Consider the following 14,080-nt stretch of genomic DNA (forward strand, 5'->3'; position numbering starts at 1 on the left):
GATGGGCTTTGTAATGGCTACTTCGCTTTTGCTTCCGCTCGCTTACGCCGGCGCTCTTCTTTCCTCTCGGCTTTTGCCATGTCCATGAATGCCTGCATGATCGAGTTCCGCATCATGTAGCTAACAAAGTGATGATTGACACAGCCGTTGAGGCGCAGCTGCTCGCCAAACTCATCCACCGAGGCCAATGCTTCCATCATGCCCTTCTCGCCTTTCATGAACTCTGAGAAGTCGCGCCCCGCTCTGGAGGCGCATTCAATGACACGATCACTCATCCCGGAAGCCCGGGGATCGTTATCTGCAGCTGGTTAGCCAGGGAGTTAATCTCAGCGACCAACACTGGCTTCGTATAGCGCCATGCCGCCAGCCCTTGTCCACAGAAGCTCGCCATATCTTTTTTCTGATCAAACTCATGACACTTCATATTGAGCTGCGCACTTAAGCTGTTACGATGCTGAAGTTCTCCGGTGAAGTAGTCATCCAGGACTTTATAGGCTGCATATTTAAATCCGGGGTTTAGCCATGCTGCATAATCATAAGCAACAAACTTCCCGCCATATGTTCCACCGTGTACACCGCGCTCAGTAAAAACCACAGATTCGTGGTTTTTCTCCAGCTCGGCTAAGAACTCTTTGGTCTGCTTGTTTCGCAGGTAGTGGTACGGAGATTCAGATTCACTTTTACCACTGGCTTTCCACATATCAGTGAGGCAGATCATGCCATCTTCACCGATACGAATTGGTTGATTGAAGAGGGTTAATGATTTCATAGCGTGTACCTACTCTTTGAAATGAACCTTTGCCGCACAGGAAACCAGCCCACCGAGGCTCGCCAGCACTAACTGGTATCCTCAAAGGCCCATTCCAAAGGGGCAGGTTCGGTGTAAAAAACATGCGTTGCGGTACGCATTTATTGCAAAAAGCCCCGCATCGCGAGGCTCATTAAATTGACTTTGTGATTTGCAAAAAAATTATTTCAGGCATTGCGTCCTGATGTACTCCTGCAGGTAGTTAACCTGCGCGGTTATCCTGTCGATTCCACTTCTGAGACGGTAATAATTGAGTTCAGCATCTGCTGTAAGTCTTGGGCTTTCTCCATCGCCCATGCTGCTGGCTCCGGTCGTTGACTTTGCACAGGTGGCGGCGACTTGCAGGCGCTTACGACCAGCAGAAACATCATCACGGAGACTTTCGATAGTCGCGTTAGCATCAGCAAGCTCCTTTGTATATCTGGCATCGAGTTCAGCTACATTACGTTGACGTTTCTGCATGTCAGCGATAATGGATGCGGCCTTATCGCGCTGTTCTTTGTAGACGATGGCGTTATCACGGTAATGATTAACAGCCCATGACAGGCAGGCGATGATACAAATAACCAGAGCGGAGATAATCGCAGTTACTCTGCTCATACCTCAATCTCACTGACCGTTCCGCCTGCTTCTTTGAATTTTGCAATCAGGCTGTCAACTTTATGCTCGAACTGACCATAACCAGCGCCCGGCAGTGAAGCCCATATATTACTGCAACGATCGATAGCCTGACGGATATCACCGCGATCAATCATCGGTAAAGCGCCACGCTCCTTAATCTGCTGCAGTGCAACAGCGTCCTGGCTTTTCGGAGAGAAGTCTTTCAGGCCAAGCTGCTTGCGGTAGGCATCCCACCAACGGGAAAGAAGCTGGTAACGTCCAGCTGCGGTTGATTTAAGTTGCGGGTTTAGCGTGACAAGTTTGCGAGGATGATCGGAGTAATCCGTGAATAGCTCACCACCTACAATAACGTCGTAGCCGTGATTGCGGGTTGGCTGTCTGCTGTTATCCGTTCCTTCTGACCACGCCAACATATCGAGGAAAGCTTTACGCTGAGGATTAAGATTTTGCATTTTTCACCCCTGTCAGTCGTTCCCAGAAGTACGTCAGTGCAACCGAACCCATCGCACCACTAATCCCCGCCGTCGCGAGAATCATGTAAATGCTGAATCCACTTTCGATACTGATCAGGCCACCAATAACACCGGTGAATCCCGATACCACTATCTGAGCCAGAGCATTTATCCAGCTCCACGTTGCTTTACTCTGCTTCACATCTATCAGGTAGCGGACCAGACCGCCCCAACCTGCGATGATCAGCAAAACGAGCCAGAACGCTCCGGCAAGGCTCTCTTTTTCGTGCATATGAATAGCCAATGTTTCGCCGCCGACAAAAGGCCGGGACGTTAAATGTCAGAAATTAGGCTCACGGGGTAATTTAACGACAAAGCACGGAGTTGATGCTCCCCGCAAGCCTGGAATAAAAAAGCCAGCATGTAGCTGGCAACAGAGGGTTAAGCAATATCAACTCAACAGCTGAAGACACCCTGGCTGGGGTAGGTTGGAAGGTTACTCACCGTCCAGAAACAGAAAAGCCCAAGGCTTTAAACCTCGGGCTTGAATTTGGATTACTGCCAGTGCGTACACCATTGACAGAATATCAGATTTACATGAAATATATGCCTTTTAATCCAGTTTTGCAATACTTTGCTGTGAAAATGTCGCCTTTTGCTTTGAACGTGTTTTCGTTAAAAGCAATAAAGCTTGGCTATCAAGCTGTAGAAAAATGTGCTTCATTGCAACCCAGCGTTCAGTAAATGTCTCAGACCAGTTTTTTGATGTCACTCCCACCAGTAATGCCAGCTCCTGGTATTCATAGGTCTTACGCCCTGCCAGCTCGTTCTTCACATCCTGTGCCGCCAGCCAGATCAACTTCTTTAAGCGTTCCAGTGTCTTACTGGCAATTTTTCTTGTACCTAACAGCGCCTTAAACTCGCTCCATGCCCACTGCGTTATGGCAACCTGATGCTCCCAGCGAATATTTTCACTGTAACTCCACAGCAACCACGCTTTCTGATGTTCATCGAGAGACAAAATCGCACGCCGCCACGAAGAGGTTGAAAACTCGACCAAACTGACCAGGGCGACAGATGAACCTTTTGCGTACGACTGTTTACCGGAAATCGGCGGATTATCCAGCGTAATCATCTTGCCAGTTACCACATCCAGAATGCGCGGCTTCTTTCGTTTGTATGTACCAGTATCAAATTGTGCATGCTCCAGCCAGGCTTCAAACTGGCCTTTCGTTGCTCCGCTCAAATCAGCGGTAGCCACCATGAGTTGCTCGCGGACATACTGTAAATATTGGGTATTCATGCGGCAGCTCCTTTCAGTGTTTTGGCGTAATTCCTCAGTATTCGGTAATCGGTCAAAACAGAACCGGGGAAACGATATAAGCGCAGGCGCATCCAGCAGTGGCGAAGAAGCTCTGCCATATAAAACTCAAACATCATTCATCTCCCTGTTCAGTGATGGTCAGTTCCAGCTTTCCACCTTTGACAACCGGCATCTTCACAACGCGGTAATCAACGACCTGAGCATCATCCAACCAGAAACCTGCTTTGGTGAGTGCGTCAAAAGCGGCCTTTTGTAGATTATCCAGGTCACGGCGACGGCGATCCGGCATGTGACACTCAATGCGGATTTTCACAGGAATAGCCAGGCCGATATCCAGCATTGCGTTTTTAATGATTCGGGCGACGTTTTCGCGGTATGCCTGCCCCTCTGCGCTGATGTGCGTGCGCCCGCGATTATGGCGGTAATAGCGATTATTGCCCGGCGGCCAGGGTAATGTGATATTGTAGGTATTCACGCCTTAATTACCCCCTCTTTCAGCCAGATAACCTGCGTTCTCGCCATACCTTCCAGCGCGCATTCTTTTGCATACTCAGCATCGACAAAATGTGTGCGGCGGTCGATTTCGTCGTGGCAGGCAGAACATGCAATGGTGGCAATCAGGTCTGGCGGTTTGATACCGGTACCGCACAATCCAGCCAGCCGGATATGTGCCAGTACAGACGTTTCAGGATTGCCATTACATATGCCAGGGATTCTTACCTGGCATTCCCGACCACGCGCTGCTTTTCTCAAATCAGCCATGATTCCTCCTTGCTGCCAGTCGCAACCATTTTTTATCAACCAGGCTGGCGGTATATCCGAGCAGTGTTGGTATTTCGGATGGTTTCAGCTCAGGCTTACGCTTACGACGATTTGGTACTTTGTAGATGTGTCCGTTCATGACACGAATAAGCGGTGTAGCCATTACGCCTCCTGCTTATCACGCAGCAGCTGGAACTCGCAGCTCTGCGGAATAGTCAGGTGGCAGCCAATATTCATCGCCCAGGCTTCAACCTTACACAGGAAGACATACATCTCTCCGGTATCGAGGTCGGAGGTATGGCGTAACGACTGAATAGTGGTGATTTCACCGGTTATGACATCAACCAGTTCTTTGGTTTCATAACCGAGGTATGTGTGTTTGAGAGCATCTTTTACCCATGCTGCAGTAGCGAACGATTTCCCCCTGCTTATGAGGTATTCACTGATTTCGCTGTACCACATGTGGCTAAGTGCATTCTGGGAAAGACTGCGTCTCTCGCGCCACGGTTTAAGCACCATGCGAAAGCATTTTCCGTCCTCCAGATAAGGCTGGATCTGCTGGCCGATAGCGGTGAAGTTCCCGCGATGTAATTTGATGCCGTCTTGTGGGAGGTTCACGCTTCACCTCCGCAGAGGTCAAACGTTGGATACAAAGAACCACAGGTGCATTTCTGCATCTGTGAAGGGAGAAGAGAGTTTAGATTGTATGTGCGCATAAACGTCCCCGTTTAGCGCAGAAGTCACCGGAGTTGTTCAGGCTCCGGTGTTTTTATTGTGACAGCTTGATAATTAAAAATCAATAAGCCTTCAAAGGACATAAACAAGCTAATAGCTTCTACTTTAGTTTATACGATATTACCTTAAGAGAATTAACATAATCAACGAAACCACTCATATATTTATCTAAGATTCCTTTATTACACAGAACATATTACGACATAATTCCAATATGCATTTTTTGTAAAATAACTGCAGAGATACCTAGCGCTATGCTGTTAACTTGCAGTAATATTCAACATATCAATCTTTTATGGGAGCTTAAACCACTTCTTATTTTTTCATCTAAGTAATATATTGCAAATGCATATACCTGGATAATCAGAACAAGAGATTCCAATCACCATAACTTCACATTAAAAAAAATATTAATGTACACTTAATTATGTGTGCATACTTTAACAATACATAATACATTTTATTTTTACGATACATGGATTTTAAAAGCTGTAAAAGACCACTTCCTCAGAAGTGGCTTGCAGACTGCCCCTATAAGCAAGCGACTGTCATATTCTGCGTTCGACTCTAGCAACTCCGGTAACTGTTCGTGTGCTTGCTCCATCTTTTCCTGATGTCTAACATACCGCCTGATAATTTTTTCGGTCGTGCCTACTATATCGACAAAGTAACCTCGTGAACCCAAATTGTTTCCCCATAACTTCGTCCTGATATGCGGGAATAGATTGTAGAGCCTGATTTCGCTGCAACCTTTTAGGTTTTCTCATCAGAGTAGATATTGAGATTTATGACGGCACGATTACTACAAAATGCAATGATCTGGCTGTACACTTAAATCCGGAACCTCGCAATCTTTTATTCCACGCAGAATACAAATGGTTCTGTACAGCTCCTTGTCCAATTTATCTCTCAGAATCCTAAAGCGGTACTTTGGCGCCCAGACTGTGTGATATTTGCAACGCCAATATACATATGATGAACTTCTGTAAAACCCCATGTCAGTTTTTCTCCTTTTACTTGTGGTGAGTAAGCAGAGATATTCAGATATGGGAATTCTTCAGGTTATAGCCTTACAGGAGCAATCACCAGCCCCCTTTGCGGTGGTTAATATTTAATTGTATTCCACATAGTGCTTACTAATCAACCAAAAACACAACATACTGAACACTTCGCTTAACTCCACCTATTGCCGTAGATGCATTAATTGAAGTAGAATATTTTCCAGGAGATGTAATCTCAGATAAAAGTAAATTACGCACATTGACTCTTAAATAGGTTTATTTCTAAAAATAAAACTCCATATATTTATTCTTAACATAAAACCAGAAAGATGCATAACAGGATGAAGCCATGGATAAAAAATACACAGATAAATTAGAAGCTTGCGAGTACTTGCAAAATGTTGACATTTGGCTTGATAATGGAAATGTTGACATGTTTAAAGTATCAGATATTTTAAACAATCTGTTGAAATTAGGTGATTTTGAGAAATTTGACCATACACTTTCACTTTTAAAAGCTGAAAGCTTTGCAGAGAAAATAAAGTTTCGTCTTTCACGAGTTGAAAGTCAACGGGATAGTATATTACACGTTATCAGAGAAGGTGATAAGAATAAAAACCTTAGAAAAATAATACTAAAATCATATGACACAAAAAAAACAGAAATAAAATCACTATTCAATATATTCTCCAGAGAAAGCGGGCTATATTTTAGGAATAACCATGGAAATCACTACAGTTATTTTGAAGATGATTTCTTAGATTACAGCAATACTGTAAAAAACACACTTAGAGACAAAGGTTTTGCGAAAAAACTTTTACAGCACAATCAAGAAAAATTTAGAATTCTCGATGATGCGATAGTTCATACTTTCAATCATAATTTCTATGCCATTTCAGATAAAAATGGTTATTACGACTCAACAAATGCAGCCCGTCTGGCAAAACTTAGCCATGTTAATTATATTAATAACGACAATGAAATAAGATATATTGATAAGGCTATTTTTTTGCCCATAGACCATGCATGCAATAACTATTATCATGCTCTTAGTGAATGTTTCGGAGGATTGAAATTTATAACAGAATTACCTGATGACATTCCTATAGTCTTTACGGAAGACAGATTTAATGTATTGGATTTTATTGCATCGCGCCTATGTATAGACCGCAAACGTTTTATTTCTATACAAACACTTGCTAATACTCGAATTAAAAAGGCACTACAATTATATCCATATAGTTTTAACTGGAGTGAAGATATTTTTCATTTTTTTAAAAAAATATCATACCCACAAACAACAGACTCTAAAATATATATTTCAAGGAGAAAGTCAAGCCGTGGCCCATTAAATGAATTTGAAGTTGAAAATGAGCTTAAAGAATTAGGTTTTGATATACTATACGCTGAAGACCTTGACTTTGCGCAACAGGTTTCAATTTTCTCAAATGCAAGCATCCTTATTGGCCCTCATGGCGCAGGCCTCACCAACATTCTTTTTATGCCTAAGAATAGCACCCTTATCGAAATATTTAACAGTGAATATATCCAACCTGATTTCTATCTAAGATCTCGCCATAATAACATGAAATATGCATGTACCATTCAATTTAATAATACCTTCAATATCGAAGAGATAAAAGAAATCATAGAAAGGTGTCAAGAATAAGTTCTCAATACTCTTTTCATTAGAGCTTGTATATTAGCCAGTTACATTAAATCAATGAAATTTATACCATCTAACAAAAAAGTTGGGTGGTATACCTCAACAACTTGATTTATAAATAAATTTAACAAAAAACCAGCATTAACTTAACGGTAATATCTCTAAGTGAATAATTTATCATATATGTTTCTCTCCTTTGATATATCCATAGCCAGCGTAGCTGTTCATTGCTCTCATTACTAATTTTCTCAGGTTTCTCATCGTGCCCCTCCACACACTAAAGGGTATGACCTGTTCGGCTGATGGATTCCTCAACTTACTTACACTTGTAGAGTACATAAACCTAGAGCTAAAGAGCAGATCTCATAACTGTATCAATACTCTCCATCAGTTTAAAAAAACTCCCCACCACGAATAATATTATCATCGAAAAGTCATTATATCTTGTGTTCCTAAGCATGTGCCGTATATATCTTCAAGAAAGCCGCAGCATAACTCATCAAGCACTGCCAAATCCGGTCTCATTTGACGTAAATTTAATCACACATTATACTTTTCCCCACAGTTTTATTAATTGTTACAGCATCTAATCTCATGCTCTTAAACTACCATTTACCGTCACGACCCGTTTCATCGCGGCACTCTACCGACACTCCTCAAAAATCAGGTTCGTGCTCACCTTTTCTTCCTGTGCCATTTTAGCCGCAGCCTGATTTATACTGGTTACTGTTGCGCCTGTTACCGCAGCAACGTCCTGCGCACAGAAGTTCTTATGAGTCCCCAGGTAATGAATAATTGCCTCTTTGACCGTCATACCCTTGCTCCTTTCAGCCCAAACTTAGCTTTGATTTCTGCGATCTTCGCCAGAGCCTGTGCACGATTTAGAGGTCTACCGCCCATGACAGGGATTTGTTTTACTGGTTCAGGTATAGCCTCACCACGGTTAATTCGCGCTGTCATACAGGACAGTTCATCGGCAGCCTTGCGCCGTAATTCCGCATCAGTAAGCGCATTGGCCCGCATGTTCTGGTACAGGTTGGTAACCAGCCAGTAGTGCGCGTTTGATTTCCACGGATAAGACTCTGCATCTGGATACAGGCCACGCTTCCGACAATACTCATAGACCATATCAACCAGCTCGCTGACGTTTGGCAGCCCGACGTTAACGGATGCTTCTTCCCGGCACCAGGCGACAAACTGCCCGGGTGATGGCAGGAATGGTCGATTCTGCCGACGGGCTACGCGCATTCCAGCGTTAACCTGTTCCATCGTGGTGATCCCATTTTCCCGGAAAGCCAGAACCCACTGGCGGCGGATTTCGTTCAGTTCATTCTGGTCCCGGTTAGCCAGGCTCGCCGGGAAAGTTGCCAGTAACTGGCTGAACACACCATTGATAATCTGCGCTACCTGCTGTACCTGCGGCTTTTCGTCGTACTGTTCCGGCATGTTATTGGCGATCCGGCGCATCTGCTCACGGTCAAAATTAACCATCTGTGCGGCGATGTTTTTCATAGCTCCACCCCGTAAATCCAGTCAGTGTTCGTCAGGTCGAGTTTTGGTTTTCCGGCTGTCACGCCTGCCTGTTGCTTGTTTCGGTTGATTTCGAGCTGGGTCCACTTGTCGCGGAGTTTGGCCGGACTTAGCACGTTACCGGACCAGAAGTTGTCCTGGCATGCCCAGCGGAACAGCACGCACATGTCGCGGTGGTTACGTCCGTCACGTTCACGCATCAGGCGGATATCGTTAGCCCACCCTGCAAAATTCGGTTTTCTGGCTGATGGCGCGATGGTCTTCACCATGTCAAACATCCACTCTGCGGCGGTCAGGTCTTCTGCTGTCCCCCACTTGCTGCCGCTCTGAATTGCAGCATCTGGTTTCACCACAGGAAGATCGTTTTCTGGTTGGTCAGAGGATTCGCCAGAATTCTCGGACGAAAAAGATTTTATATTGTCTTTTGTTAGTTTGTCTTTTGTGTTTACCTTATTCGGGTAAACGCCTTTACCTGATTTGGGTAAACTTTTCTTACCTGATTCAGGTAAATTTACCTCTTTCAGGTAAACTTTATTTTTCTTACCTGATTCGGGTAATGTTGACCATTCACTGACCACATTATTAATACCGATATTCCGCCCGCTCTGAATCAAAATCCCACGCTTTACCAGAACACTTTTTGCAGCAGAACACTTGTGCGGCAATATCCCGGTCAATTCGGACAGTTGCTCGTTGCTCACCCAATCCAGTTTTTTATTAAAGCCATATGTTTTGCGCATGACAGCCAGGAAGACCAGAAGCTGGTGCTGTGTTAATCCGGCCAGCATCACAGCTTCCAGCAACTCATTTGCAATGCGCGTATAACCATCATCGAGATCTGCCACGCGCGGCTCCTTTTGTGCCGCATCCGGCACTGGAAAATTGAATATCTCAGCAGTGTTTGCCATAATTCCTCCCGCAATGAGTGTGTTACGATTTGCACCTGAAAGTCGGTTCTGTTCCAGCAGACCGGCTTTCGCCATTTCTGAACCTGTCATATCGCCCCCAGCATGGTAGTAACCATCGCCATCAATGGACCAGCCAGATCTGGGTCCACACGAAACATCGACACAATACCTTCACTAATTTCCTTCAGTTTCTGGTGGCGTGGTGCGTTGAGAATGACAGCCTGTTTTGCCTCACTGAGTTCCTTTTCCATTTCAGCCAACCTAGCCATGAAGCTATCCTGCTCAACCAGGTAACCGCGATATTCCAGCGGTAGTACCGCCAGAATTGCCGGGGTCAGTTCACGCACGTTATTTCGGTATTTTTCAGAATCGAATTTGTTATCGAGGAAGCGGAACAGCTTCTGGCGTGCACGGCTGACATCATCAGGGAAATCGATGGTGCCGCCGCCCTGCTCCCGATACTCATTCACAATGAGTGCGGCAACAACATCCTGATTATCTGCAGCCGACCAGGCGCGGACGGCATCACGGATTTTTTCGTGGCCTGGAGCTTGTTTTGTTTGAGAACGATTTATCACCGCAGTCGGGCTAAATCCGCTAGTCTGTTGGTATGTAAGTGGTTGCATAGTCATTGCCTTATCAGTTAACGCCGCAGTTTAGGCGGCAGAATTACTCGCGTTAAACAATGGTGCGAGGTCGGGACGAATATCTGCTGGTTTAATCTTTCCACCAGTGGCTGAGACAATTTTCATTACATAGCGGGCATCAATTCCGCCACCGTGTAGCCAACGCCAAACAGTGGGTTGGGCTACACCGCATAGATCTGCCAGTCGTTTTTGACTACCTGTAATACTGATTGCGAGTTGAATGGTTTGATTTGTCATTATCAATTCCTATTGGTATTGCAATGAACAAATAATAGCAATGCGTATTAATCATAACAATAGCAAAACGTGTTTTGACCATCAATACGCAAGCGTATAAATTAAAACTTATGAAAAAAGAAACTCTTGCTGATCGCTTAAACCTAGCGATGGAACAATCTGGAATGTCTCAAGGCGCTCTTGCAAAGGCGTCTGGCGTAGCTCAACCCACAATCTGGAGACTGACAAGCGGCAACGCGCGCGGCTCAACAAAAATTGTTGAAATAGCTAATGCATTGGGTGTTCGAACAGAGTGGCTCTCATCAGGCATAGGCCCGATGAGAAATGACGGTCAACAATTAGGGAAGCCTACTGCCAACCATCCCAAATACTTCAAGATTGACGTTCTTGATATAGAAGTGAGTGCCGGGCCGGGAGTCATCAACCGTGAGTTTGTAGAAGTTCTACGCTCGGTTGAGTACTCATTTGACGATGCTCGTCACATGTTCGATGGCAGGAAGGCAGAAAATATCCGCATCATTAACGTACGCGGTGACAGCATGTCAGGAACGATCGAACCAGGTGATCTTCTGTTCGTTGATATCACTGTTAAATCTTTCGACGGTGATGGTATCTATGCGTTTCTGTATGACGACACCGCCCATGTAAAGCGCCTGCAAATGATGAAGGATAAGCTGCTGGTTATCTCTGATAACAAGAGCTACTCACCGTGGGACCCGATCGAGAAAGACGAGATGAACCGCGTGTTCATCTTCGGGAAAGTCATCGGGAGCATGCCGCAGACATATAGAAAGCATGGGTAGAAATCAGAACAAAATTATGCACTTCGCTTTTCAGCTTACTGTAGTAAGGCAATAAATTAGGCTTGACGTTAGCTATCAGGTGCACAACAATAATTGTTGAATAATAGGTTTTTTTAACTAGGTGATAACATGGCAGCGGTTGAATTTCAATTGTCTAGGAAGATGATTGATTGGATAGCAAATTCTCAAGGAGTTTCTATCGAAACTCTTGCTGACCAAGTCATGCCCAAAAAGATTAATAAATTTCTTAACGGAGTGGTAAGTAAATCCGCAGCAGAAAAACTGGCAAAAATTGGAGGAATCCCTTTCGGTTTTTTATTTCTTGAAACGCCACCAACTCCAGCCAAACCCAAGATCCCTGACTTAAGGCAAGCTATAAATAGCCGTGAGTTAGGAAAAGATTTTTTTGATGTTTACTATGATATAGAATATAAACTTGAGTGGTACAAAGACTATTTAAGAGAAAATGGTAATGATGATCCACTCGATTTTATTGGTAAATTTAAATTTAATAGAAAATTAAATTATAAGGTTGTTGCTACAGACATAGCAAACACAATACATTTTGATATACAAAAAGAGATAAAAAATGTCACTTTTGAGAGCTATTTTTCTAAAGTGGCAAAACTAATAGAAGACACTGGCGTATTAGTTTTCAAGAATGGTGTTGTGGGTAATAATAATAAAAGAAAACTTGACACGCGAGAGTTTCGTGGTTTCTGTATATCTGATAGCGTTGCTCCGATCATTTTTGTAAATAGCTCGGACGCGTTATCTGCGCAGGTATTTACATTATTTCATGAGGTGGCTCATCTTTGGCTTGGAGTCGATGGAGTCTCTGGGTGGGACACAGAAAAAAACATAGAATCTTTTTGTAATAAAGTTGCTGCTGAAATCTTAATGCCTGATAATCTCTTCAAATCTTTCTGGCTTAATGCATCCAGCGATAATAATTATTATCGAGTAAAAGAGGTTTCTAAGTTATTTAAGGTTAGTGATTTCGCTTGTGCAATCAAAGCGTTACAATTAGATTTGATAGAAAGAAACACTTTGGAGATAATTAAAGATCAAGCTTACAATAAGCCCAAAAAAGAATCTAATGGTGGTTCTTTCTTTAACACATTACCTGTTCGTAACAGTCCAAAACTTACGAATATAATAATTTCCAAAGCAATGTCTCAACAATTACCATTAAGGGAAGCAGGCGTACTGCTAAATGTAAAAGCAGATACAGTTGTTGAATTTTATAAAAAACGAGAATCTCTATGATTCATAATGGAAAATTCTTAATTGATAGTAATGTCTTCATAGAGGCAAAAAACTTTGCATATAACTTCAATTATTGCAAAATATTTTGGGATTTTCTTCTCGCTTTACACATGAATGGTCTGATTTATAGCATTAATGCTGTAAAAAAAGAACTATGTGCAAAAGATGATCCATTGTGTAAATGGATTAAAGAAGAGTTACCATCATCATTCTTCGAAGATGAGCATAGTTCAATAGAAAATTATGCAAAGTTAATAAATTGGTCAACTAAATTAGATGTTACCGAAAAGGCAAAGTTTGACTTTGCAAGCCATGAAAAAGCAGATGCTTTTTTAATAGCCCATGCGATGACACATGGATATACTATTATTACCCATGAGAAACCATCCGGTGGCAAACCTAAAAAAAGAATAATGATCCCGGATGCTGCTGCTTCTCACGGCGTTAAGACATTAACACTATATGAATTTCTTCCAAGATACGCTAGTCATAATTTTTCTTTGAAATAAAACGTCCCGGCCACCGTGCCGGGTTTTCTTTTGTCCCCTCCCCTCATCACACAAACCGTTCGAAAAACCACCACAACCTCCCTTCAGTTATCGCTATGCGATGCAAGTCACAAAATTAATTCTTTTTGCTATCAAACAGTTAATATCAAAACACATCAATCAATAGCAATAAGTATTGATACCACCAATAGCAATAGCTATTATTACCATGTCGCAACAACACAACGATACGGCAACCACCTGATTCACCGTTGCGATGACCGCTTAGATCCGCAGCTTGAATTTCAGCAGGCTCCGGGGAGTGCGAGGGGTGAAGCGGACGCGTGAACGTCGGTGTGACCAGCTGAAATCAACTCAACACTTCATACCTCAGTCGCTTCAACGAGGCGGCTTAGTTATGACAACCGGCGGCCATCCACCGCCTGAATACGCGCAGAAGTCTCTATATGTTCAGCAGCCCAGCTTACGGGCAGGAGTTTTTATGGTTCATCAACATTACGGAACGCAGACCGTTAATCGCGGTGCGGTCATGCCAGGAATGCTGGTCAAACACAAAGATGGTACCTGGACTGCATCAGCTAATTTACGCGGACGGCTTTATCTGCATCGCGGCATCGAGCGCACTTATACCCGTGACTTGCTCGTGGAAATTTTTCTCGACGGACGCGGCAACGGCCTGAATCACTAACCCCCTTTCCTGTTTTCCTAATCAGCCTGGCATTTCGCGGGCGATATTTTCACAGCCATTTTCAGGAGTTCAGCCATGAACGCTTATTACATTCAGGATCGTCTTGAGGCTCAGAGCTGG

The 14,080-nt window shown here is 43.7% G+C and carries 22 protein-coding genes and 1 pseudogene; 5 read left to right on the top strand and 18 right to left on the bottom strand.

Annotation, left to right across the window (positions count from 1 at the left end):
* Positions 1 to 17: 17 nt before the first annotated feature.
* The 13 genes and pseudogenes from C0K55_RS23060 to tnpA form a co-directional block, all read right to left on the bottom strand.
* The gene (locus C0K55_RS23060) at positions 18 to 275 is read right to left on the bottom strand and encodes a hypothetical protein (protein WP_001283921.1); all 258 of its coding nucleotides are present in this window, start codon (positions 273 to 275) and stop codon (positions 18 to 20) included.
* Entirely contained in the window at positions 272 to 769 is a 498-nt protein-coding gene (locus C0K55_RS23065) for a KilA-N domain-containing protein (protein WP_000839225.1), read from the bottom strand. Before C0K55_RS23065 ends, C0K55_RS23060 begins: the two co-directional genes overlap by 4 nt.
* Before the next feature lie 201 nt (positions 770 to 970).
* Positions 971 to 1,408, bottom strand: a complete 438-nt coding sequence (locus C0K55_RS23070) for a lysis protein (protein ID WP_105266647.1) — start codon at positions 1,406 to 1,408, stop codon at positions 971 to 973.
* Positions 1,405 to 1,881 (bottom strand): glycoside hydrolase family 24 protein, encoded by a 477-nt coding sequence (locus tag C0K55_RS23075; protein ID WP_105266646.1) that lies wholly within the window; start codon positions 1,879 to 1,881, stop codon positions 1,405 to 1,407. Before C0K55_RS23075 ends, C0K55_RS23070 begins: the two co-directional genes overlap by 4 nt.
* Complete coding sequence (locus C0K55_RS23080; RefSeq protein WP_000544528.1) at positions 1,868 to 2,173, bottom strand: phage holin family protein; 306 nt, start codon at positions 2,171 to 2,173, stop codon at positions 1,868 to 1,870. The genes C0K55_RS23075 and C0K55_RS23080 overlap by 14 nt, the downstream gene beginning before the upstream one ends.
* Positions 2,174 to 2,494: 321 nt before the next feature.
* Positions 2,495 to 3,184, bottom strand: coding sequence for a bacteriophage antitermination protein Q (locus tag C0K55_RS23085; protein ID WP_105266645.1), 690 nt, complete (start codon positions 3,182 to 3,184; stop codon positions 2,495 to 2,497).
* Complete coding sequence (locus C0K55_RS23090) at positions 3,181 to 3,321, bottom strand: YlcG family protein (RefSeq protein ID WP_088128311.1); 141 nt, start codon at positions 3,319 to 3,321, stop codon at positions 3,181 to 3,183. The genes C0K55_RS23085 and C0K55_RS23090 overlap by 4 nt, the downstream gene beginning before the upstream one ends.
* Positions 3,318 to 3,680 carry a crossover junction endodeoxyribonuclease RusA gene (rusA, locus tag C0K55_RS23095; protein WP_105266644.1) on the bottom strand — a complete coding sequence of 121 codons (363 nt, stop codon included), beginning with the start codon at positions 3,678 to 3,680 and terminating at the stop codon, positions 3,318 to 3,320. Before rusA ends, C0K55_RS23090 begins: the two co-directional genes overlap by 4 nt.
* Entirely contained in the window at positions 3,677 to 3,967 is a 291-nt protein-coding gene (locus C0K55_RS23100) for a DUF1364 domain-containing protein (RefSeq protein ID WP_105266643.1), read from the bottom strand. Before C0K55_RS23100 ends, rusA begins: the two co-directional genes overlap by 4 nt.
* Positions 3,960 to 4,130: a NinE family protein gene (locus C0K55_RS23105; RefSeq protein WP_000224907.1), complete on the bottom strand. Its 171-nt coding sequence runs from the start codon at positions 4,128 to 4,130 to the stop codon at positions 3,960 to 3,962. Before C0K55_RS23105 ends, C0K55_RS23100 begins: the two co-directional genes overlap by 8 nt.
* Positions 4,130 to 4,585, bottom strand: coding sequence for a DNA base-flipping protein YbcN (gene ybcN, locus C0K55_RS23110; protein ID WP_105266642.1), 456 nt, complete (start codon positions 4,583 to 4,585; stop codon positions 4,130 to 4,132). Before ybcN ends, C0K55_RS23105 begins: the two co-directional genes overlap by 1 nt.
* Positions 4,582 to 4,683: a hypothetical protein gene (locus tag C0K55_RS23115; RefSeq protein ID WP_105266641.1), complete on the bottom strand. Its 102-nt coding sequence runs from the start codon at positions 4,681 to 4,683 to the stop codon at positions 4,582 to 4,584. Before C0K55_RS23115 ends, ybcN begins: the two co-directional genes overlap by 4 nt.
* A gap of 485 nt (positions 4,684 to 5,168) precedes the next feature.
* Positions 5,169 to 5,699: pseudogene (gene tnpA, locus C0K55_RS23120) on the bottom strand (IS200/IS605 family transposase).
* Positions 5,700 to 6,052: 353 nt separating this feature from the next.
* Here tnpA and C0K55_RS23125 point away from each other — a divergent pair.
* Positions 6,053 to 7,372 (top strand): glycosyltransferase family 61 protein, encoded by a 1,320-nt coding sequence (locus C0K55_RS23125; RefSeq protein ID WP_105267052.1) that lies wholly within the window; start codon positions 6,053 to 6,055, stop codon positions 7,370 to 7,372.
* 640 nt (positions 7,373 to 8,012) lie between these two features.
* Here the strand turns inward: C0K55_RS23125 and C0K55_RS26275 are convergent.
* The 5 genes from C0K55_RS26275 to C0K55_RS23145 are packed head-to-tail and all read right to left on the bottom strand — an operon-like array spanning position 8,013 to position 10,691.
* Complete coding sequence (locus C0K55_RS26275; protein ID WP_172955670.1) at positions 8,013 to 8,183, bottom strand: hypothetical protein; 171 nt, start codon at positions 8,181 to 8,183, stop codon at positions 8,013 to 8,015.
* Positions 8,180 to 8,881: a replication protein P gene (locus C0K55_RS23130; RefSeq protein WP_105267026.1), complete on the bottom strand. Its 702-nt coding sequence runs from the start codon at positions 8,879 to 8,881 to the stop codon at positions 8,180 to 8,182. The genes C0K55_RS26275 and C0K55_RS23130 overlap by 4 nt, the downstream gene beginning before the upstream one ends.
* Positions 8,878 to 9,897, bottom strand: coding sequence for a replication protein (locus C0K55_RS23135; protein ID WP_105267025.1), 1,020 nt, complete (start codon positions 9,895 to 9,897; stop codon positions 8,878 to 8,880). The genes C0K55_RS23130 and C0K55_RS23135 overlap by 4 nt, the downstream gene beginning before the upstream one ends.
* Positions 9,894 to 10,433 (bottom strand): toxin YdaT domain-containing protein, encoded by a 540-nt coding sequence (locus C0K55_RS23140; RefSeq protein WP_001182883.1) that lies wholly within the window; start codon positions 10,431 to 10,433, stop codon positions 9,894 to 9,896. Before C0K55_RS23140 ends, C0K55_RS23135 begins: the two co-directional genes overlap by 4 nt.
* Before the next feature lie 30 nt (positions 10,434 to 10,463).
* Positions 10,464 to 10,691 (bottom strand): helix-turn-helix domain-containing protein, encoded by a 228-nt coding sequence (locus C0K55_RS23145; protein ID WP_000184665.1) that lies wholly within the window; start codon positions 10,689 to 10,691, stop codon positions 10,464 to 10,466.
* A 110-nt stretch (positions 10,692 to 10,801) separates the two neighbouring features.
* Between C0K55_RS23145 and C0K55_RS23150 the strand changes: the two genes are divergently transcribed.
* The 4 genes from C0K55_RS23150 to C0K55_RS23170 all read left to right on the top strand — a co-directional run bounded on the left by C0K55_RS23150 (position 10,802) and on the right by C0K55_RS23170 (position 13,960).
* Positions 10,802 to 11,494 (top strand): XRE family transcriptional regulator, encoded by a 693-nt coding sequence (locus tag C0K55_RS23150; protein ID WP_000712396.1) that lies wholly within the window; start codon positions 10,802 to 10,804, stop codon positions 11,492 to 11,494.
* Positions 11,495 to 11,623: 129 nt separating this feature from the next.
* Positions 11,624 to 12,763 carry an ImmA/IrrE family metallo-endopeptidase gene (locus C0K55_RS23155; protein ID WP_000741702.1) on the top strand — a complete coding sequence of 380 codons (1,140 nt, stop codon included), beginning with the start codon at positions 11,624 to 11,626 and terminating at the stop codon, positions 12,761 to 12,763.
* Complete coding sequence (locus C0K55_RS23160; protein WP_016244337.1) at positions 12,760 to 13,272, top strand: DUF4411 family protein; 513 nt, start codon at positions 12,760 to 12,762, stop codon at positions 13,270 to 13,272. The genes C0K55_RS23155 and C0K55_RS23160 overlap by 4 nt, the downstream gene beginning before the upstream one ends.
* Positions 13,273 to 13,753: 481 nt before the next feature.
* Positions 13,754 to 13,960, top strand: a complete 207-nt coding sequence (locus C0K55_RS23170) for a phage encoded cell division inhibitor protein (RefSeq protein ID WP_000233575.1) — start codon at positions 13,754 to 13,756, stop codon at positions 13,958 to 13,960.
* The last annotated feature ends 120 nt before the right edge of the window (positions 13,961 to 14,080 follow it).

The organism is Escherichia sp. MOD1-EC6098 (assembly GCF_002965865.1).
Classification (GTDB): domain Bacteria; phylum Pseudomonadota; class Gammaproteobacteria; order Enterobacterales; family Enterobacteriaceae; genus Escherichia; species Escherichia marmotae.